Origin of the sequence: Amycolatopsis decaplanina DSM 44594 (genome assembly GCF_000342005.1) — a bacterium.
In the GTDB taxonomy this organism is placed as follows: domain Bacteria; phylum Actinomycetota; class Actinomycetes; order Mycobacteriales; family Pseudonocardiaceae; genus Amycolatopsis; species Amycolatopsis decaplanina.
The window spans coordinates 43,349-62,987 of record NZ_AOHO01000012.1 but is presented as its reverse complement, the minus strand read 5'-3'; the positions used below and the strand labels follow the sequence as shown (position 1 = coordinate 62,987).

The 19,639-nt window shown below is 66.4% G+C and carries 18 protein-coding genes and 1 pseudogene; 7 read left to right on the top strand and 12 right to left on the bottom strand.

What is annotated here, in order from left to right; translation table 11 throughout:
- Position 1 precedes the first annotated feature (1 nt).
- Positions 2–496 carry a PhzA/PhzB family protein gene (locus H074_RS00310; protein ID WP_007028010.1) on the bottom strand — a complete coding sequence of 165 codons (495 nt, stop codon included), beginning with the start codon at positions 494–496 and terminating at the stop codon, positions 2–4.
- Positions 497–610: 114 nt separating this feature from the next.
- Between H074_RS00310 and H074_RS00305 the strand changes: the two genes are divergently transcribed.
- Positions 611–1,468, top strand: a complete 858-nt coding sequence (locus H074_RS00305; RefSeq protein WP_007028009.1) for a PhzF family phenazine biosynthesis protein — start codon at positions 611–613, stop codon at positions 1,466–1,468.
- Between the two features lie 31 nt (positions 1,469–1,499).
- Here H074_RS00305 and H074_RS00300 read toward each other — a convergent pair whose 3' ends face one another.
- The 7 genes and pseudogenes from H074_RS00300 to H074_RS00270 form a co-directional block, all read right to left on the bottom strand.
- A complete protein-coding gene (locus tag H074_RS00300) occupies positions 1,500–1,976 on the bottom strand; it encodes a YbaB/EbfC family nucleoid-associated protein (RefSeq protein WP_007028008.1) in 477 nt (158 codons plus the stop codon).
- Positions 1,977–2,238: 262 nt separating this feature from the next.
- Complete coding sequence (locus H074_RS40895; protein WP_007028007.1) at positions 2,239–2,421, bottom strand: hypothetical protein; 183 nt, start codon at positions 2,419–2,421, stop codon at positions 2,239–2,241.
- Between the two features lie 141 nt (positions 2,422–2,562).
- Positions 2,563–2,925: an acyl carrier protein gene (locus H074_RS40605; RefSeq protein WP_235096622.1), complete on the bottom strand. Its 363-nt coding sequence runs from the start codon at positions 2,923–2,925 to the stop codon at positions 2,563–2,565.
- A 208-nt stretch (positions 2,926–3,133) separates the two neighbouring features.
- Positions 3,134–3,292: pseudogene (locus H074_RS42300) on the bottom strand (acyl carrier protein); the annotation flags it as partial.
- A 1,513-nt stretch (positions 3,293–4,805) separates the two neighbouring features.
- On the bottom strand, positions 4,806–6,461 hold the full coding sequence (locus H074_RS00280; protein ID WP_007028004.1) for a methyltransferase: 1,656 nt from the start codon (positions 6,459–6,461) through the stop codon (positions 4,806–4,808).
- Positions 6,462–6,469: 8 nt separating this feature from the next.
- Positions 6,470–7,717 (bottom strand): aldehyde dehydrogenase family protein, encoded by a 1,248-nt coding sequence (locus H074_RS00275; RefSeq protein ID WP_007028003.1) that lies wholly within the window; start codon positions 7,715–7,717, stop codon positions 6,470–6,472.
- Between the two features lie 146 nt (positions 7,718–7,863).
- Positions 7,864–9,198 (bottom strand): acyl-CoA synthetase family protein, encoded by a 1,335-nt coding sequence (locus H074_RS00270; protein ID WP_235096625.1) that lies wholly within the window; start codon positions 9,196–9,198, stop codon positions 7,864–7,866.
- A gap of 109 nt (positions 9,199–9,307) precedes the next feature.
- Here H074_RS00270 and H074_RS00265 point away from each other — a divergent pair, with 109 nt between their 5' ends.
- On the top strand, positions 9,308–12,031 hold the full coding sequence (locus H074_RS00265) for an ATP-binding protein (RefSeq protein WP_007028001.1): 2,724 nt from the start codon (positions 9,308–9,310) through the stop codon (positions 12,029–12,031).
- A gap of 17 nt (positions 12,032–12,048) precedes the next feature.
- Here H074_RS00265 and H074_RS00260 read toward each other — a convergent pair whose 3' ends face one another.
- A complete protein-coding gene (locus H074_RS00260; protein ID WP_007028000.1) occupies positions 12,049–12,597 on the bottom strand; it encodes a type VII secretion system-associated protein in 549 nt (182 codons plus the stop codon).
- A 258-nt stretch (positions 12,598–12,855) separates the two neighbouring features.
- On the opposite strand from H074_RS00260, the gene H074_RS00255 reads away from it, so the two are divergent.
- On the top strand, positions 12,856–13,455 hold the full coding sequence (locus tag H074_RS00255) for a type VII secretion system-associated protein (RefSeq protein ID WP_039921075.1): 600 nt from the start codon (positions 12,856–12,858) through the stop codon (positions 13,453–13,455).
- Positions 13,456–13,525: 70 nt separating this feature from the next.
- Here H074_RS00255 and H074_RS00250 read toward each other — a convergent pair whose 3' ends face one another.
- Both H074_RS00250 and H074_RS00245 read right to left on the bottom strand, forming a co-directional pair.
- Positions 13,526–14,029 carry an SsgA family sporulation/cell division regulator gene (locus H074_RS00250; protein ID WP_235096621.1) on the bottom strand — a complete coding sequence of 168 codons (504 nt, stop codon included), beginning with the start codon at positions 14,027–14,029 and terminating at the stop codon, positions 13,526–13,528.
- A 70-nt stretch (positions 14,030–14,099) separates the two neighbouring features.
- Entirely contained in the window at positions 14,100–14,510 is a 411-nt protein-coding gene (locus H074_RS00245) for a cold shock domain-containing protein (RefSeq protein WP_039921074.1), read from the bottom strand.
- Between the two features lie 356 nt (positions 14,511–14,866).
- Between H074_RS00245 and H074_RS00240 the strand changes: the two genes are divergently transcribed.
- Together H074_RS00240 and H074_RS00235 are read left to right on the top strand one after the other, a co-directional pair.
- Positions 14,867–15,934 carry a hypothetical protein gene (locus H074_RS00240; protein ID WP_007027996.1) on the top strand — a complete coding sequence of 356 codons (1,068 nt, stop codon included), beginning with the start codon at positions 14,867–14,869 and terminating at the stop codon, positions 15,932–15,934.
- Positions 15,935–16,068: 134 nt separating this feature from the next.
- Positions 16,069–16,614 carry a hypothetical protein gene (locus H074_RS00235; protein ID WP_235096620.1) on the top strand — a complete coding sequence of 182 codons (546 nt, stop codon included), beginning with the start codon at positions 16,069–16,071 and terminating at the stop codon, positions 16,612–16,614.
- Here the strand turns inward: H074_RS00235 and H074_RS00230 are convergent.
- Entirely contained in the window at positions 16,607–17,116 is a 510-nt protein-coding gene (locus H074_RS00230; protein ID WP_235096618.1) for a response regulator transcription factor, read from the bottom strand. The genes H074_RS00235 and H074_RS00230 overlap by 8 nt on opposite strands.
- A gap of 626 nt (positions 17,117–17,742) precedes the next feature.
- On the opposite strand from H074_RS00230, the gene H074_RS00225 reads away from it, so the two are divergent.
- Positions 17,743–19,317, top strand: a complete 1,575-nt coding sequence (locus tag H074_RS00225; RefSeq protein ID WP_039921057.1) for an acyl-CoA carboxylase subunit beta — start codon at positions 17,743–17,745, stop codon at positions 19,315–19,317.
- The gene (locus tag H074_RS39000; RefSeq protein ID WP_083920349.1) at positions 19,317–19,496 is read left to right on the top strand and encodes an acyl-CoA carboxylase subunit epsilon; all 180 of its coding nucleotides are present in this window, start codon (positions 19,317–19,319) and stop codon (positions 19,494–19,496) included. The genes H074_RS00225 and H074_RS39000 overlap by 1 nt, the downstream gene beginning before the upstream one ends.
- The last annotated feature ends 143 nt before the right edge of the window (positions 19,497–19,639 follow it).

Sequence of the window (19,639 nt, the reverse complement as noted above, 5' to 3'; positions counted from 1 at the left end):
GCTACTCGGGGATGCCGCCCCGGGTTATCAGCGGCACCTCGATCCCCAGCGCGCGCATCTGCTCGCACGGGTTCATGAACTCCCGCAGTTCGATGATCTCGCCGTCCCGCAGCTTGAACGAGTGGATGAAGTGGTTGCGGTAGATGCCCGGCGGATAATCGGGGAACAGGATCTGCCCTTCCCCGTCGCACTCGACCCAGAAATGGTTCGGGTCCTGCGTCTCGAAGACCTGGACGTTGGACCACTTCCAGTCGGGGAAGCAGTCCAGCGACCACGCGGCCATCTCGGCGAGCTTCTCGCGGCCGCGGACCGCGGCGGGCTTCCCGGTATCGGTCGTCCACAATCCACCGTGGGCGTCCTCGGCGTACAGGCGGTGCCGTTTCAGCCGAGGCGGCCCTTCGGTCACGCGGAGGTACTCCTCCACCACGGCTCGGTTACTGCGACGCAATTCCGCGTCGTCCACGAAGCTGTTCCCGGTACTGACCTTTTCGGACACGGTTCCTCCTTGAGGGGGGAACAACATCTTCGATCGCGGCAGGTCGATCCGCAAGGCCCGCTGTGCGATCGCGTTCACTGGAAAGGACCCGGTGCGGTCACTACGCTTACGGTCATGTACCGATACGTGATCATGGATGTGTTCACCGGCACTCCGCTCGAGGGAAATCCCGTCCTCGTCCTGCTTGCCGCTTCGGGGTTGTCGTCGGCGCAGATGCAGGCGATCGCCGTGGAGACCCATCTGTCGGAAACCACTTTCGTGCTCCCCGCCGAGGGTTCCGGGGATGTGCGGGTCCGCATCTTCACCCCGACCTGCGAACTGCCCTTCGCCGGGCATCCGACCTTGGGGACGGCGATCGCGCTGGCGCACCAGTCGGACCGCACCTCCCTGGTCATGGAAACCCTCGTCGGAAACGTGGAATTCACTTTCGAGCGCGACGACGGCGGAACGGTGTCGGCGAGCATGATCCAGCCGATTCCGGTGTGGGAGCCCTATGAACACGCGGAGACCCTCGCGGAGGGTGTCGGCGTGCGCGCCGCGGAACAGACGGTGTTCGCCTACCGCAACGGGCCGAGGCATGTCCTGTTCCCCGTGCGTGACATCGAAGAACTCTCCAGCCTCACACCGGACTTGCGGCTGCTCGCGACCCTGCCGGACATGAGTGCCTTTTGTTTCGCCGGTGAGGGCACGCGGTGGCGGGCCCGGATGTTCTCCCCCGCCTACGGGGTGACCGAGGACGCGGCGACCGGATCGGCCGCGGGACCGCTCGCGGTACACCTGGCGAGGACCGGCAGGATCTCCTACGGCGACCGGATCGAGATCCGGCAGGGTGTCGAGATGGGACGTCCGTCGACAATGGTGGCGACGGCCTGGGGTTCCGGTGAGCGTCCCGAGCGGATCGTGGTGAGCGGGACCGCGGTGCCCGTCGCGCGGGGCGAGTTCCTGCTCGAAGGCACCGAATCCGCTTCGTGAGCCGGATTCGTTCGGAATCGACCAGAACGGGTCACTCGCTCTTCTTGTCCTTGCCCTTATCCTTCTCCGACGAATCCGGAACGCTCATGCCGAGCTCGTCGAGGCCCTCCAGCATCGGTCCCAGCAACGAGTTCATCATCTCCATCGGATCGACCTTGCCGCTGGCGACCCCGGCGAAGTCGAGACCCGTCATCGAACCCGTGCCCATGACCTTCTCCACCTTCGCCAGCGCCTCGTTACGGCCCTGTCGGATCGTCTCCACGATCTGATGCGCCAGCTGGGCCGGAGGCAGCGATCGGTACTTCGACCCCTGGAACGACAGATCCGTCAACTCGCCGCGTCCGTCGAAGGTCATCAAGAACGAATTGTCCTTCGCGCGGACGGTCGTCGTGCTCTCCTCCCAAACCTTGCTCACCTCCCGCAGTTTCTGCTTCTCCCGCTCCAAATCCGCCAGCGCCTGCTCGACACCCGCCTCCGCGTTGTTGAATGCCGCGGCCCAATTCGTCATCACAGAACCCCTCACTACTCATGACCAGCGCGAACAGTCCGGCGCCACCATCTCGCCTTCACGATTACAGAGACACCACCCCGAGCCGATCGCGACTCCGCGTACACAGCCTGTTTTGCGGCGAACCCTGCCCTTTGTTCCTCTCTTCACCGCCAGGGATCCGTTCGAGCGGGTCGAGCCCCGCCACCGTGTCGGCCCAGTAGTCCAGGTTCGCCCCGGCGACGGGATCGTTCGCGCGTGCAGCGTGACACCCCAGATGCGCTCACCTTCGCCCGTACGCAGGAGCACTGAGCGCATCAGGGGGTCCCTTCGCCAGATCGAAGGGCGACACCAGCTCCCTGCGCAGGCGATCGTCCGCCTCGTCGGAGGTGGCGCCGTCGAGGTCGATGTACCGGAGCACCGGTGGAAACGCCGGGTTGATGAACCGCGCCGGTTCGCCGCCCACCTACCTCTTCGAAGGTCGCCCGCAGTCCGGGGTGTTCGCGCACGACGGTGTCCAACGCGTCCGAGAACGCCTCCTGCACCCCGGTCATGCGGCAGGCGGTCCGCCCACGCCGCAGGAGTGGGAGTACCAGATCCGCCGCGCTCATATCTCGATCCGTTCCATCGAGCCGACGGCCCCGCCGGCGTCCGACGCCGTCCGGTCGGAACCCATCAATGCCTGTACCTCGGCGGCGAGAGCGGAGATGTCCGGAGCCCTCAGCACGAGAGAGACCGGAAGCGTCACCGCCAGGTCGCGCAGTACGAGGTTGCGCAGTTCCATCGCCATCAACGACGTCATGCCGAGCGTGGTCAGCCGGACGTCCTCCCGCGCCACGCGGAGCACCCGTGCCACCCGGTCGGCCAACCGTTCTTCGACCGATCCGTCGTCGGGGAGCCGCGCGCTCAAGCCCGGCTCCGGCTCGGAATCCCGCCAGTACCGTTCGCGCTGCCATGGGTAGGAGGGCAACGACACCGTCCGGCCGCCGTGGTGCTGGAGGCGGTCCCAGTCGATGCCGTAACCCGCCGCGTACAGCTCCGCGACGGCGTCGAGCAGATCCGCCGGGGAACCGGCACGCCATCCCGACCACGGCGATCGGATCTTCGAGCCGGGGCCCGCCGGCGACCGCGGCTGCGCGCGGCGCTTTCGGTTGTGCTCGCGTGCTCACCGCGTCGGCCAGCGACTTGATGGTGGGGTTCTCCCACAGCAAGGTCGGCCGTAACCGCCACCCCAAGGCGGCGCCGAGTTCATTGAGCAGGCCGACCGCGCGCATCGAGTCGAGTTCGTATCGGCTGAACCGTTCCTCCGCGTCAATGGATCGAGGGTCGATCCCCATCACCGTCGCAAGGCGTGATCAGCCATTCCTCGATGGAGATCGCGGTGAGCAGGCCTTCTTGCGTCATCGTCGATTCCTAACAAAGCGGACGGACTTTTCATACCCGATCACCACGCCGGGCAGAGTGATCGTGAACGCATTCCCAGCTTCACCTCGCGTCTCCGGATCACCGGTAATGTGCCCCGGCTCACAGAAATCTGTCAACAAGGACGAAACGAAGGGACAGGCCTATTCGCCAACCACACTTTTAATATACATACACAATTCCGCAAATCGTTCTCTGCTATTTGAAAACTCCGGCTCCGTCAAGGCTCATCAGGGTGATGAAACATCGCCCGGTCGTCATTTGACGAGACCTCGCCGATGCACTAACCATGGACATGACCAGGCATTTTAATCGCTACGCCGCCGAGGCGCGCACCCCTGACCGACACGAAAACACCATCCGCCGATTCGATGATTCTCAATCACGGCGAGCATGAGCTTCGACTACTTCGATGGAGGGCAAATGGCGGTTGACAACGGCCGGAAGTGGTTTTCTACGACCTGCGGCTCGACATGTGGCCGGCGACCAGGCACGAAGACGTCAAACGAATCTTCACCGACGACGAGACCCTTTCGGGCTCGATCACACAGACACCGGCCCACCCGCTCGCCGAGGAAGCCGAGACAACACACGCGGGGTGCGCACGCACAACGTCCGGGCGTTCTCTGCCAGGCGCATCGCCGTGCTCGAACCGGTCATCCGCGAATGCGTCGTCGACTTGATCGACGGCTTCGCCGCGAAAGACCAGTTCGACGTAGCCGAGGAGCCGACCTCCCCACTCCACCACTCGCGTGTTCAGACTCCGCACCCCCGAGTGCGGCATCCAGACACGCGAGTCACGTCCCCAAACACGCGAGTCACGCCTTGCCGAAGTACATAAAGGCGCCCTTCCTTGCGTCTGGCGCCAGGGTGTCGGCAGGTCGAGATCTTGCAGGTCAGGTGACCATCCCCGCGCTGTCGCGGGCCGCAAGTGCCGTTGATCAAGGGCAAGCCGAGGTGGGGCAGGCCTGATTCTGAACACCGGCGGGGCTTCAGTGTCCACAAGGGACACCGCCGGACGGCCGGGTGTCCGATTGATGCCGCTATATACGTTTTCTGCGGGAACGGGGGCACTGTCGTGAGTGGTAATGAGGGTTAGAACCAACCAAAATCACTCACGACACCTCGTGAAACCGTGCAAGTCGCCCAAACCGGGCACATTTGTCTCGAAAAGTGTCCCTTATGGACAGTCAAGAGCCGGGTGAGGCCCTGCGCGAGCCCGCTCCCGCCGGAACCCTGCGTCACAGCCGCCCCACCGTCACCAGGGGCCACATCCGACGATAGCGAAAGCCTCCCTCATTACTAGAAGAACGCCTACGCAGGAGCGACACCGGCCCCACGCCACGACACGTTTGACTTACCCCTCAATAACCCCGGTGACCGGGACCGTGCGGATTCCGGCACATCCCACGAAGGCCGTCAGGGTGCCTACAAGGCGGTCGCCACCAGCAGCTTCAGGTCAACGGGCATCGGGATGACGGAGTCGACCCGGAAACTGTTGGCGTACATCATCTTGTCGTACTCGTCCCGGCTGCGCTCCTGTCCGCCCGTGATGGCGAGCATCTGCAGATCCCACGGAGCGGCGAGATCGGCGTCGAAGGGCGCACCCGGCCGGTCGGGTAACAGGCGCTCCAGCACCAGGAGCCGGGCACCGGAAGCACAGGCTCGACGGCAGTTGCGAAGAATGCGATCGCAGTCCTCGTCGTTCCAGTCGTGCAGTACCCGCGACAGCAGGTAGGTGTCCGCTCCCCCGGGCACCTCGGCGAAGAAGTCCCCCGCCACGAACCGCAAGCCGCCCGGTCGCCTTTCGGTCTCCGCGGCCTCGACGACGTGCGAGCGATCGAACACCACGCCGGTCACACCGGCGTGGTCCTCGAGGACGGTCCGGAGGAGTGTGCCGTTGCCTCCCCCGATGTCGACCACCGTCGTACCGTCCACGAACGGATAGCTGCGGCTGAGTTCCTCGGCCACCAGCCGGGTCACCGCCTGCATCGAGCGGTCGAACCGATGGGAGGTTTCGGGCTCGGTCGAGAAGTACTCGAAATGCTCCACGCCGTACCGATGGCTGAACGCGGTACGTCCGGTCCGCACCGCTGTGGGGAACTCGCTCCAGGCATCGTAGAACTCGGTGCCGTAGAGCTCGATCAGCCCGCTGAACGGGTCTTCGGATCGGAGCAGTTTCCCTCGCTCGGTCAACTCGAACGTGCCGTTGTCCCGCTCCCGGACCACCTCCGACCGGGTGAGATAGCGCAGCAGCCGAGCGATCGCGAGCGGATCACAATCGACCGCGGCGGCGACGTCCGGGGCACCGAGGTGCTCGTCACCCAACGCGTCGGCGAGCCCGATCTCCACTGCCACGTGCAGGGCACGCGCGGCCCAATGTCCACTGAGGATCGAAAGGAGTGCTTTGTGTTCGCCGGCGGATCGGGCCGGCTCGGTCAGGTGCGCGGCGAGGACCTCGGCGTGCTGCCCATGGGCGGTCAGTTCGATTCGGGAGCGGCGACCGTCACCGTCCGGTCCGGTCTTGAAGTACACCACCGAACGGCCACCGGAGTCGCGGTCGTCGCAGGGGTTGTAGCCGCCCCCGTCAGGGGTCATCGACGACAGATGAAGGCAGGTCCGCCGTGCCTGCTCGAGCCTCTCCGGGGCGACCAGCCAGCCAGCGTGGGACTCCTCTCCTGTCGCGCGCTCCTGGTCGACGAGTCCCGGTGCGATCGCGTCGGCCGCCTCCCGCGGCAGCACGAAGATCTCCAGGCCACCCGGCGCGCCATCGGAAGGCCGACCGTGCACGATGGTGACCTCCAGCTCCTCCTCGGGAACCTGATGTCGCTCGGCGAGCCGGGCTCGGACGACCCGGCTCGGCACGGACGGCCCGGCGACGAATCCGGACGCCGCGAGGAAGTCTCGGACGTCGGAAACGGTGTCGGGGAACACGAGCAGCGCCGCGTGATCGAAACGGACGGCGTTCGCGATGCCGGGGTCGACAGGGCTCCCGAGCACATGGGCGAACGATCCCGCCGCCGTCAGTCCGCCGAGCCGCCCGATCACGTCGCGCAGTCGTCGTTCGTCTTCGGTGTCCAGCATTCTTCTTCCTAAGGTCGCAGTCGTCGGCCGTCTCGGTGGGGAACGAGGTCTCGGATCACGGTCTTGCTTCGCATCAGGAACTCCGCCAGGTGTCCCTCGTGCGGGAGCCCCGGCCGCATTTCGTGCGTGGGCCGGTCGCCGATGTGCAGGTTGCCGATCGTGCCGTCTTCCGCCAGCGAAGAAAGAAGTGCTTCGTCGTCGGTGATGGCAGTGACCGTCAGACTGTCCCGCAGCGGGCCGATCCCGTCAGCCGGTGACCACGGAGCGACCCAGACACACGGAAAAGGGAGTTCGATGGACAGTTGCGGCGCGTCACACCGGTCGAGCAGGACGACCGCCGGACGGAGAACCGCACCTCCGCCGGGCAGCGGAGCGGCGAGCCTGCCGCCGGGAATCATCCGGCCGCCGTCCAGTTTGCCGCGGACATAGGCTTCGAGGGCGTGTGCGCGTTCGAGTGAGAAGGCGGGCAGGACGGCGGCTTCGTCCGACGGGCGCGCGACGGGGAGCTCACCCAGCCGGCGCGCCAGCTCGTGGGCGAAGGCCGCGGCGTCACCATCGACCAGGACCGCCGAAGTGTTCACGCAGGCGGTTCCCCCGAATCCGGCGACCGAGGAGACCACCGTGTCGACGTGGTCGGCCCATCGACCGTCGGCGAGCAGGATCTTGGACCGGCCCGGCCCCTGCACCGAGACGTCCGCTCGGCCTCGGTACATCGCCGCGACTTCGCTTCCTCCGTAGACCAAAGCCAGGTCCGCGGCGTTCACGAGGTCCCGGGCCACCGCGCGCTCGGTGGGCAGAAAAGTCACCTGATCCTCGGGGAAACCACAGGCACGCAAGGCACTCACCAGCCGGTACGGGGTGAACGGCTCCCGGCTGGACGGCCGGACGGCGACCCGGTAGCCCAGGGCCAGCGCTTCGAGCCACACCGTATGCGTCGCCGGGTGGTTCCCCGGTGCCTGCACCACCAGGACCTCGCCCCGCCGGGTCCACACCGCACCCGCCTCGGGAACCCCGCGCCAGTCGTCGATCGCCCCGGTGGGGCGAGCCTGACGCACGATTTCCTCCGCCTCGGTGGCACTGCGGGCGATGGACCGTGATGCCGCCCGCACGACGGCCAACGCGACTCCGGAGGCTTCGGCCACCTGCCGCTCGTATTCGGCCAAGGGAACATCGCCGACCGTGTCCAGGAAAAGATCGCCGGCTGCCGCGAGCGCCGCCTTCCGGTCCGCAGGAGGCAACGGCTGTGCCCGCCGCATCGTCCGAACGCTTCTTTTGGCATAGAGACTCGGAACGAGACTCAACTCCGCGATTGCCATCCCGGCCACCCCGGTGACCGGTGCACTTTGGTGCGACCGGAAGGAACCTGAAGGTCCGAGCGCGTCGAGGCGCGGAATCGCGGTCACTAGTAGACGCCCTCGATCACTTCGGCCGCCTCGAACACCGGGACCGGCGTGACATCGGCCACCGAATCCCCGAGTGACCCCGGCCGCGCGGCGATCCGGACGGCGAGATCCCGTTCCGGATTGTTCGGCAACAGCAGCGATTTGCTGACGTGATGCATCACGACCTGGCCGCGCTCGCCTTCGGCCACTTCGAGCTGGGAACTCGGGTCGACGACGGAAAACGTCGTGTAGGGAGAGAAGGAATCGAAAACGCACTGCCCCGCCGTCCGCGGTGCTTCCGCGCGTTCCATGCTCCCGCCCAGAATCATCGTGCTGCCGTACTGGCCGCACAAGCGCACGTCCGGGAAGACCTCTTCCTGAAGGACCTTGCGGGTGTCGGCGTCCAAATGCGCGCCACCCCACATGATCACGGCCACTTTCTCGTTGACGAGATCCACCAGCTTGTCGCGTTCGGCCATACGGCCGAGCAACGGAGGCGTGGCCACCAGAACGCCGATGTCCTGCTGCGCGAGTATGGATTCCGCCTGGTCGACGACGTGCTCGGCGTACCTGTCCGCTTCTTCGGCCTGCCCGGCGCTCAGGCACTTCCGCACCCAGCGCGGGTCGAGATCGACCGTGAAGCAGATGCCTTCGCGCATCCGGGTCACCTCGGCCATGAGCCTGCCGAAAATGTGCGGCCCACTCGGCGCGAGGGTCAGCCAATTCACTCCGCGCGGGAGCCCCAGCTCGTCCATCCTTGCCGACTTCCACCGCAGTGAACGTGACATCCAGTCCGACAGCAGAGGCACCCGTTTCGGCGCACCTGTCGTGCCTCCGCTGTCGAAAGCGCCGACGACGTCGGTCTTTCCTTCGTATCCACGAGGGATCAGATCCTCGATGGGGATGTGCCTGAACTCGGCTACCACGTTCGGGAACCGCCGCAGATCGGCATGGCCGCGGATGTCACACCGCGGGTCGAAGCCAAGAGAACCCGCCTTTTCCAGCCAGAACCGGGATCCGGTCTTCGGGCCGAAATGCCATTCCATCGCAGCCGAATAGAACTCTTGCTCAGTGGCAACGCGCTCGTCATCCCACTCGAGGAATGATGCGATACCGGTCATCGACTTCACCCTGTCGCTCTTGAAGAACTTGTCCGGACAGTGCCTGACCGACCGAGCGCCATGAGATAGGTCGATTGAGCCGAGGCGCAATACCGCTCGGCCCGAGTGACCCGAAAAGAGCAACAAGCGAGCTCGATCGTTCAGACCGGATGCCTTTATGTCCCGAATCCGGCCAGCCCGGCCAGTGGGCTTTTCGCGGCCGTGCGAGACGATTTGTGTTCTGGCCCGAATCATCACGCACGCCCCGGCGCCTCGGTCGCGACAGGGGAACTTCGGGCATGATGTCGGGCCAACTCGCCTTTCTTACACCGGCCATGTTCCCGCTTGCCTCGATGATGGCGAAGTGGAGAATATTCTCGACGCGGTTCTCAAAGCCGAGAAACCACTGGTCTTGCTCACCGGGCTCGCCGGCACCGGTCGTACGAACCTGCTCGCTCGGCTTACCGAACGTTACGAAGCGGACCGAAGGCACGTCTCGGCCATGCGATTCACCTCGAGCGGGGACGTCACCCCCGCCCGGTTCGCCTTCCCGTCCGACAACCGGCGGGGCGACGCGGCCGCCCGGTTGCGAGGGCCGGTGTCCGGCGAACCCGCTTGGGCGACGATCGGTCCGGTCGCCGGTGCGGCCGAGGAACCGGCGGTGGCGCTGCGTGCCGCCCACGCCGCGGCGGCGGCTCTCCGTCGCGGCGGCGACGGCACGGTCCTGTTGCTCGACGACCTGCAATGGATCGACCGTGACTCCCTCGCGGTACTCGAAGCGCTGGTCCCGATGCTCGACGGCCGTCGGCTCTCATGTGTCGGCTCGCTCCGTGTCCCTGCGAACGGCTCCGCCGCCCGCTACGGCGGCGAGGCGCTGGCGCGGCTCCGCAGGGAGAACCTGGTGCACACCCTGCGCCTGCGTCCGCTGACCGAGGAGCTGCTGGCGGGCGAACTGAGGGGAATGCTGGGGGCCGCTCCCGAACCCGCACTTGTCGACCACGTACACGCCGTGAGCCGTGGCGTGCGCTCCGCGGTGGGCGAGACGATGGACGCACTGCGCCGGCGCGGTGCGATCCGGATTGTGAACCGGGCCGCGTACTTCGTCCCCTCGATGGCCGCGAAGGACCCTCTCCCGCCCAGTGAACACGTCATGGCCGCTCGCGCGCTCGGCCCGGCAGCCTGGGAAGTGGCGAAGGCGATGGCCTTCCTGTCCCCGCTCGGCAGTGCGGCGCCTCGCCTGGCAGGCGCGGTGATCGGCATCTCCGAAGAGGACGTGCTGGATTGTCTGGAAACCCTGCGCGCCAAGGGTGTACTCCATCGCGCGGACGCGACCTGGCGCTTCGTCCTCCCCCTCCACGCCACCACGTTGGCCGAATCATGCGGACCGTACGAGCGCCGGACGCTGGCGGCGGCCGCCGTCGAAGCCCTGTGGTCGGGAACCGCGGTCTGCCCCGATCCGGAGCACCGGACGAACCTTCTTGCCGAGGCAGGCCGGGCCGTGGATCCGGGGCGGGCGTCGGAAGAACTGATCCGCCGTGCCATCGAAGCCGGAGAGGACGGCGCGGCGTCGGCGCCTCGTTGGCTCAACGCGGCTGTCGAACTCGCCGGCGACCGGGCACAACGGGCGAAGTTGCTTCTGCTGCTCGCCGCCACCTACCAGCAGAGCGGCGACTACGAGCAGAGCCTGCGCACCGTCCGGCTGATGCTGAGCGACTTCGCGTCCGAGTTGCCCGCGGAGGCCGTCTTCGAGGCCCACTGTCTGCTCGTTCGCGGTCTCAGTGGCCTGGGCTCCACCGAACCGCTGAACGACATCGCGGACGGCGACCACAGCTTGGCCGGGGATTCCGGATCGCGGGCGATGATCCGGGCGACCGCGTGCGCGCTGCTGGACCGCTGGCCGGAAGCCGTGCGGTGGGCGGACGCCGCTACCACGGCGGTCCACGAAGGACAGCCGCAAGCCGTTGTCTCGCGTCTGCTCAAAGCCCTCGGCGGGCTCTGGCAAGGGCAGGCGGAATACTTCGAGCGAAGCCTCCTGGAACGACAGCAGTGGCCATTGCGTGCCATCGCGCGGTACCGCGTCGAGCAGGTCGACGCGCATCTCACGGGCTTGCTTCTCAACGGCGAGCTCGGTCGCGCCGAGGAGCTGCTGGCGAACGAGAGGCTTTCGTGGGATGACGCGGGGCTCGCCAACCGGGCGACGGCCGCGGTCCTGCGCGGCGACTTCCGGGCCGCGACAGAACTGGCCTGCCGGAGCGTGGCGTACCGATCGGCTCCCGGTTTCGCCGCCGCGACGACCGGGATGTTCAACGCCACGGTCTCCGCTCTCGTCTGTCAGGGACGGTTCACGACCGCACGTGAACTGGTGACCGCGGCCGGGGAGGGCGCCCCCGTCCTCGCCCATCTGATGACCTTCACCGAGGCGCTGATCGACCGCGCCCTCGGCGAGCCGCGGCGGGCGGCCGATCGGCTCATCACCGCGTTGAACGCGGCCGAGGAGCGCGGCTTGGTGGTCGGCTGCGACATCGCTTGTGCGGAACTGGCGGATCTGGCTCTCGACCTCGACGCCCCGGAGACCGCGGTGAACTGCCTGGCGGAGGCCGAACGGCTGATGCGAACCTTGCCGACAGGCCGGGCGACCGTTCTCGCGTCCTTCGTGCGCGCGGTGGTCACGAAGGACGCGGACGCGGCGACGGAGTGCCTGCGCATGGCCCATGAACGCGGTCAGCCGTTCGAGTTGTCGGTCCTCATCGCGCGTCTGGTGAAGCACGGGGTGGCGGATCCCGCACTGCTCAGCGAGGCCTACGAACTGATGGCCGGCCTCGGGGCGCTCATGCACCGCGCGAAGACCCGCACTCTCATGCAGAAGCACGGCATCGTCGTTCCCGGCCGCCGGAACACGGTGGAGGAGAACGAGCGGCTGCTGGCGACGCTGGCCGCCGAGGGCCTGAGCAACAAGCAGATCGCCGCGGCGCTGATCACGAGCGAAAAGAGCGTCGAAGGTCGCCTGAGCCGGTTGTTCACCCGGAGTGGCTACCGTTCCCGCATTGAACTGTCGACCGCGATCGCCAACGGCGAACTACACCTTTGACCGGGCGCGCCTTGCCGTCAGGCGTCTTGGGCGGCAGCGCGGATCGCGTCCGCCAGCACCCGCATCGACGCCGGTGAGCCGGGGTTCAGCAGCACGTCCACGCCCTCCTGGGGCAACGCTTCGGCCAGGTCCTCGACGGTGACGTCCAGCCAGCGGACGTCCTCTCCGACCCGTTCGCGGTGACCGTAGGAAGTGGTCACCTGGACCGACGGCACCCCGTCCGGCGCGGGCTTGATCACCGCGGTGCCGTCCTCGGCCGTGGCGATGCCGAGAACGGCGTCACGGAGTACCACGGAGAACTGGTTCGCGACGTCCTGACCGTCGGCGAGGGCACGGAGTACGGCGTCCACGGGATCGAGCGGGGATCCCGGACTGCTGGGCCGGTAGTCCGGATTCGGGTGGAAACGGCTCGGGTCGCCGTCCTCGTTGACGACCCACGCGCCCAGGACCACCTGCGGAGGCAGGCCCTGCTGCTCTTCGGTCATTTTGAACTCGGGGTCGAGCAGGAGCAGCAACCTGCTGCCGGAGGCTTCTCCGGCCACGGTCTCCTCGGACTGTTCGCTCATGATCTCCCCTTCCGGACGCGGTCGTATTGTGCCGGTCCTTCTCGATCGCGGGGCCGGATCACGACCGTGCTCCACGGTTTTGCCGACTATCCCTCACCAACGGCGGAATGCGCGATCGGGCAAGGTCGCTGACCCGATCCACCGACTACGCCTTCGCCGCCCGTTCGATTCGGCAGTGGATCACCATAATCTTGGATAGCGGTTCTTTCCGCCTTGGCGAACAAGAACCGCCTCGAAGGAGAGCAGGAGAACCCCATCATGGCCGAAACCGCGGAACAGGCGCAGGACGAAGACAAGCTGGAGAACTGGGTTCTGTTGATGGATCCCGGCTGGGAGCCGGAAACGGAGGACCAGTCGCCACCCATCGAGGCGGTCGTCGGCCTGTGGCCGGTCGAGGACGGCAAGGCGGGAAAATTCCGGGCCAATCCCGACTACGTGCCCGCGGACGAGAATTCACCGACCGACCCCCTCGACGCCGCGCTGCGGCTGGTGATGCGGGGCCAAGGCCAGGTCGAACAGATCCAGTTGATGCTGCGTGACTCACTCTTCGACATCGCGATGAACGGTGACGGCAGGCCGCTGGTGATGAAGTCCCCGGACGGCGTCCCGTGTGTCGTGATCGCGACCGGGGAGTCTCATCGGCGGCGGATCAGCTCTCCGGACTGGCGTCGAATCGATCTCGGGGAACTCGTGGAACTGCTCGCCGAGGACGTCGATGTGCTGTTCAATCCGGGCGGGCCCGCCGCGGTGCGGCTGAACGCGAACTTCATGCAGTTGAGTCTGGACATGGACGAAGAGGCTATCGAGCGGCTTTACGCGGCGCAGTCTCTCCCGGTCGCGCCTGCTACCGGGCCATGAAGGACCAGGGCCGTGTGCGGGCGGACCGGACCGCGTCGGCCGAGGGGGCGACCTCGGCCGACGCGCCCACTCAGCCGGAAACGAGCCGGTGCAGCTCGGATTCGAAGTCGATCCAAAGGAACTCTTCGCCGTGCGGCACCATGGCATGGCTGCAGTCCAGAAAGTCCTTCAGGTCCTCGGCGCCCACCGTGAAGCTGGCCGCACCGTCGGGGGTCTTCAGATCGATCTGCACCCCTTCGGAGTTGGACGTCGACGGGCTGATCCGGACGTCGCCCTCCCCCGACGGCGCGAGCAGGCCGGCTGTCAGGAGTTCGCGTGAGAACAACCAGTCGATCTCGTTCGGCGTCTCACGCAGGAAGCGGGCCCTGATCGCGAACGGATCACTGGTGTCGTAGCGCAGTTCGACATCTACGAGCACATCATCGACGTTCGGGATCGCCCGCACGAAGACAACGTCGTGACTGTGAGCCACGTGTTTGATCGAGAGGTTCTCGGACGTTGACGGGGTTGCCTCGTTGTTCATGGTCCCCAGTGTTGACATCGAGACTTCATTTCCCCTCAACACGCCGCTCATGGCCGCGAAACCGCCGATCGGGTACCAGGCTGACTACGCCGCGTCACGCACTCCGCCGGCGCGCAGCCGATCAGTCGCTGACCCAGCCATGGGACAGCGCGAGTGCGATGAAACCCTGCCTGATCTCGACGATCTGCTGACCGGTCAGCATCGGAGCGCCGAGCAGCAGCACTTCAGTGATCTCTTCACGCAGGTCCTGAGCGGTGAGTACGTCGTGGTCGCCGTGGCGGACGGACGGCCCTCGCTCAGCCCGGGCGGGGACTTCTTGGGTGCCACGGTCGAGCAACGTGACGTCCGACGCCTTCAGCCCGCGGGGCCCCTCTTCGGTGGTGAACTGGACCTGCACCCCGGCCGCGAGCAGCCGCTTGTCGAAGGTCAGATCGTTCACATGCAGGAAAACGTCTTCGTCACCGCTGTCCGGCGCGACGAAGCCGTAGCCCCTTAGCTCGTCGTAACGGATCACTTTGCCGGTCATCAGCATGGACATCTCCCTTGAGTTGCTTCCGCGGTGCCGAACCGATGGGGTCCCATGCGCCGACGACCGCTCCGAATACAGCGCCGACAATATCGTCCCGGGTTGACAGCGTTGTCGCGAGCAAGGTCGCCGCGACAACGACGAGGACTTTCCGGTAGGAGATGTGCCCGAAGTGCTCAGGGTACGCATGCCCGGCACGGATCGGCGTGCGTCGTGCGGGCACGCCGACCGCCACCACCGGCGTCGAGGTGATGAACGTCGGCGAAGAATGCACATTAGGGCAGTTCATCGCCGCTTTCACTGGGTTTGGTTTCCTCTGGGGTGAGAATGAAAGGTGACCGGCAACCTCTTGGGAGCGATGAATGACCCACCCCTTCACCTCCGAGCTGCACGACATTCTGCTCCGTAGCGCCGGTTGGCTTTCCGACGACGCGCTCACCATCGCCCGCGGCATGCTGGCGGAGGACCGGTGCGAGGAGGTCGCCCGGCTCTTGGGGTTCGCGGGGCGGCGGACAACACTCCCGCTGACCGAGGACGACCTCGACTTGCTCGGTGAGTTACTGGAGGCCGAGGGGGGCGACCCCAGCTCGCTGGCCGAGATCGAACTCGCGCCCGAAGACGCTTCGCCACCGTGGCGATTCTCGACGGCATGGGCCGAGCCCGACGACGACGAGCAGGATGAGGACGCGAGCAACGCGATGCTGATTTCCGCGCTCGCCGAGCAGGACCTGCTCGCCACCGCGACTGACGAACCCGGCTTGCGTGGCATTTGGAGCGCCGTGCGCAGCCCTGTCGACGGCGCACCCTACCCGCCGCCTCGCGTCGTGTACGTGGTCGAGATCGACGACGAGCACGAGGAATCCGCGGAACCGGCCGAACTGGCCGGACAGTTCCAGGAGAGCCTGCTCGCCGCCGGTGAGCGGGATCCCCAGGTCGAGGTGGTACCCCTGGGTAGCAGCAATCTGCGCTATCAGCGTGCCGCGCAGCAGAATGGCAGGTTACTCTGGGCCGCCGACCCCGATCCCGAGATCAAGGTGGTCAGGATCTTCGACAAGGTCGACCCCGTCGAGGGCCCCTCGTTCGCTCCCGACCGGACGAAGATCGACGACGAGGACGAGCGAGAGAGGATCTGCGAGTACCTCGAATCGGCCACCTTGCTGCTCGTCACCTCGGCGATGCTGGACGACGTCGTCGAGCCCGAACGCGGGAAGGCTGTGCCGACGAACTTCTACACCGACGGCTCCTGGGTGTGGACCGACTCGGTCACCTATTACCTTCGGGAACACCACCTGGCCCCGGACCCCGAACTTCTCGCCCATATCGACGACATCGACGGCCCACCTCCGTTCCCCGACACCGTGGCACTCGGCCGCGTCATGGAGGTACTGACCCCGTCCGCGGACAACGAGCCCGTGTGGACCAGTTCCTGACAACGCTTGCCCGTCGTCTTGGCGAATGCTCCCGTACATGGAGAATTCATAAAGTCACCAGGAACAGAATAAACGTCGAGCATTCCGGATGGGTGCGGAAGAACCACGATGTCTTGAGCAGAATGGCGGATTCCATGGGAACAGTGTCCTCCGGGGGCGAGGTCAAGGTGATCGCAGGCTCGACCGGAACGCGAGAGGCCGCGCACCGCGGCGTCTCTCCACGACTGCTCGCGGCGGCCGAGTTCTACAAGGCCAATTTCGCTTGGGACATCCAGATCCAGGACAATTCCCTCCTACTATGTCTCACCGGTGGCATGGCCGCGGTTTCCGTACCGTTCCGGGGTGGTGAACACCTTTTCGCCTCGACCGGCGCCGTTCCCCGCGGTCCGCTGATCTTGGTGCCTGGCGCCCCGTTCCGGGCATACGCACTCGTCGAGTCGGACGACTGCGTCGTCTCGGACGCGGAACTGCCCAAGGGCGTGCTGTTCCACCGGTCCCCGACGCGGGCGTTGTTGCCGCCGACGGTCACCCCGCGGGGTGCCGTGCAGTGGCTGCGCGAACCGTCGCCGAAGGATCGCTGGTTGCCTGTGGCGTCCGGTGTCATCGCCGCGCTTACCCACCCGCAACGGCGGCTTTACCACCATCCCGTGGTTCGGACGGCGCGCGGCGGGATCAGCTGATCACACCGGAACGCAGCGCGAGCATGACCATCCGCGACCGATCGCCCGTCTGCAGCTTCATGGCCAGATGCGCGAGATGACCCTTGACCGTGTTCAGGGACAAGGTGAGGTCGGCGCCGATCTCCCGGTTCGATTTTCCTTCCGCCACCAAGGAAAGAATTTCGATCTCCCGCGCGGAGAGGCTCCGCACGTGCTCGTACTCGTCGCGGACGAGCCTTTCGACGCCCGTGGACGGCCGCATCGCGAAGTCGTCCACAGGCGCGGGGTCGCTCGTTCCGACCAGAAAGCCGACGGCGTTCGCGGTGAAAGCGGCGATCGCCGGCACGGGGTCGTGCTCGGACGCGACCACGACCACACGTTTCCTGCCCTGGCGGCACAGTTCGCCCAGTAGTTCGGCCGTGCTTCGCGGGGTCTGGCTCGTGTGCAGGACGACGAGGTCGTACCTCTCCACCGCGTGCAGGCCGTGGGTGGCCGTGGTCTCGGTTACGGCCTCAGCGCCCATGACCTTCAGCCTGACAGCCAGATTCCGCCGTCTGCTCGGATCGTAATCCACCACCAGCACGTGAAACCCCGACGCGGACGGCTCGGGGGTTCCCGGGTCACTCCCGGCCCCGGCACGACCTGCCACTTTTACGTTCTGTTCGTTCATTACTTCTCTTGACGCTTCAGCAAGGTTCGGCGACTGTCAAGCAGGCGACCCGAATCTGGAAGAAAGCTGCCCGATCTTACCTTCGCGTTCACCGGACTGAATGAGACCTATTCCACAATGATCGACGGACAGGGGAAAGGGCCGGCACGAAACAGGCACGCCCTACCGAAGTACATGAAGGCCCCCTTCCTTGCGTCTAGCGCAAGGAAGGGGGCCTTCATGTACTTCACGATCGGCCGCCGAGGTCACAGTCGTCCCACTAGCCGTGGGCATGGACAGGTGTTCTGTTCCGCCCCTTGGAATGCGGCGTCAGGCCCAGGCTTGACATGTTTATGGTCCTTGACTGACCGAGTCTGCGATTCGCAGGCACCTCCCGCTTACTCGGGGCGGGCAGTTCTGAGAAGCGGAAATCTCATCCGCCGCCAGGAAGTGGTGCCGCGATGCCTGGCCGCCCGGCTCGCCGAAAAGGGGATCGACCCATGTCTGAAGCATTGGAAACGGAGAATGCTTTTGAGAACCGACTCGTCGAACTGCGCGAGATCAAGGACTCCGCGCGGCGCGGGCCGGACGACGCGGCGACAGTCCGGCAGCACGAACGCGGCAAACTGACCGCGCACGAACGCATCGAACTGCTCATGGATCCCGGTACCTTCACCGAACTGGAGGCGTTGCGGCGACACCGGGCCACCGGGTTCGGCCTGGAGGATCGGCGGCCGCACTCCGACGGCGTGGTGTGCGGCTGGGGAACCGTCCACGGGCGCACGGTTTTCGTGTACGCCCACGACTTTCGCATCTTCGGCGGTGCGCTGGGCGAGGCACACGCACAGAAGATCCACAAGGTGATGGACCTCGCGGAGGCTGCGGGGGCGCCGCTGGTGTCGCTCAACGACGGCGCGGGCGCCAGGATCCAGGAAGGGGTCACCGCGCTCGCCGGGGTCGGCGGCATCTTCCGGCGCAACACCCGGTGTTCCGGCGTCATCCCGCAGATTTCGGTGATGCTGGGCCCGTGCGCGGGCGGGGCGGCGTACTCGCCCGCGCTGACCGACTTCGTGTTCATGGTCCGCGACACCTCGCAGATGTTCATCACCGGCCCCGACGTGGTGCAGGCGGTGACCGGGGAGAAGATCTCGCTTAACGACCTTGGCGGCGCCGACGTGCACGCGTCGACCTCAGGAGTCGCCGCGTTCGCCTACGACGACGAGCAGACCTGTCTCGAAGACGTGCGGTATCTGCTTTCCCTCCTGCCGGCCAACAACAACGAGGCCCCGCCGCACGAGCCGACGGCCGATCCTGCCGATCGCCGCACCGACCGGTTGCTGGAGTTGGTGCCGACGGATCCTTCCCGCGCGTACGACATCTGCGCGGTGATCGAGGAGATCGTCGACGACGGCGAGGTCTTCCAGGTTCACTCGGCATGGGCCACCAACGTCGTCTGCGCGCTGGCCCGGCTGGACGGCCACGTGGTGGGTATCGTCGCGAACCAGCCCACCGTTTTCGCCGGGGTGCTCGACATCGAGGCGAGCGAGAAGGCCGCCCGGTTCGTGCAGACCTGCGACGCGTTCAACATCCCGCTCGTGACCCTGGTGGACGTGCCCGGCTTCCTGCCCGGCGTGGACCAGGAACACGGCGGCATCATCCGGCACGGCGCGAAACTGCTGTACGCCTACTGCAACGCCACGGTGCCGCGGGTCCAGCTCATCCTGCGCAAGGCCTACGGCGGCGCGTACATCGTGATGGACTCGCGCTCCATCGGCGCCGACATCTCGCTGGCGTGGCCGACGAACGAGATCGCCGTGATGGGGGCGGAAGGCGCCGCCAACGTCATCTTCCGCCGCGAGATCAAGGCGGCCGACGACCCGGACGCGGTGCGGGAACAGAAGATCAAGCAGTATCGCACCGAATTGATGCACTCGTACTACGCGGCGGAGCGAGGCTTGGTCGACGACGTGATCGAGCCGGGTGAAACACGTGAACTGCTGATCCGCACGCTCAAGATGCTCCGCACGAAGCACGCGGACATCCCCGCGCGCAAGCACGGGAACCCGCCCGTCTGATGGCCGACGTGACCGTCCGGGTCCTGCATGGTTCCCCGGACGATGACGAGCTGGCGGCGCTGGTCGCGGTCCTTTCAGCGCTCGGCGCCGCACCCCGGACCGCTCCCCCGCAACCTGCGCCTTCCCGTCCGCGCCCCGTCCCATTCCAGGCCGCCACCAGCTGGCGTTCCCGTCGCTGAGCTACCAGTCTCAAGCGGCGAAGGCCCGCGGTGGCGACCACCGCCCGATGCGCGAGTCGTCTCGTTGGTTATCGCCTTGCCGAGCAACGTGGCTGGCATCGATCTCAGGGAAGAACTGCCGGCTCCGCTGTCCGTCGACGAGC

Bases quoted from the DNA above. Each gene is read 5' to 3' on its own strand.
- H074_RS00255 (WP_039921075.1), top strand. From the start codon at position 12,856: ATGGCCGAAACCGCGGAACAGGCGCAGGACGAAGACAAGCTGGAGAAC.
- H074_RS00235 (WP_235096620.1), top strand. From the start codon at position 16,069: ATGGGAACAGTGTCCTCCGGGGGCGAGGTCAAGGTGATCGCAGGCTCG.
- H074_RS00225 (WP_039921057.1), top strand. From the start codon at position 17,743: ATGTCTGAAGCATTGGAAACGGAGAATGCTTTTGAGAACCGACTCGTC.
- H074_RS00275 (WP_007028003.1), bottom strand. From the start codon at position 7,717: ATGCGGCGGGCACAGCCGTTGCCTCCTGCGGACCGGAAGGCGGCGCTC.
- H074_RS00230 (WP_235096618.1), bottom strand. From the start codon at position 17,116: ATGGGCGCTGAGGCCGTAACCGAGACCACGGCCACCCACGGCCTGCAC.
- H074_RS00270 (WP_235096625.1), bottom strand. From the start codon at position 9,198: ATGATTCGGGCCAGAACACAAATCGTCTCGCACGGCCGCGAAAAGCCC.
- H074_RS00300 (WP_007028008.1), bottom strand. From the start codon at position 1,976: ATGACGAATTGGGCCGCGGCATTCAACAACGCGGAGGCGGGTGTCGAG.
- H074_RS00260 (WP_007028000.1), bottom strand. From the start codon at position 12,597: ATGAGCGAACAGTCCGAGGAGACCGTGGCCGGAGAAGCCTCCGGCAGC.
- H074_RS39000 (WP_083920349.1), top strand. From the start codon at position 19,317: ATGGCCGACGTGACCGTCCGGGTCCTGCATGGTTCCCCGGACGATGAC.
- H074_RS00250 (WP_235096621.1), bottom strand. From the start codon at position 14,029: ATGAGCGGCGTGTTGAGGGGAAATGAAGTCTCGATGTCAACACTGGGG.
- H074_RS00245 (WP_039921074.1), bottom strand. From the start codon at position 14,510: ATGCTGATGACCGGCAAAGTGATCCGTTACGACGAGCTAAGGGGCTAC.
- H074_RS00240 (WP_007027996.1), top strand. From the start codon at position 14,867: ATGACCCACCCCTTCACCTCCGAGCTGCACGACATTCTGCTCCGTAGC.
- H074_RS00305 (WP_007028009.1), top strand. From the start codon at position 611: ATGTACCGATACGTGATCATGGATGTGTTCACCGGCACTCCGCTCGAG.
- H074_RS00280 (WP_007028004.1), bottom strand. From the start codon at position 6,461: ATGCTGGACACCGAAGACGAACGACGACTGCGCGACGTGATCGGGCGG.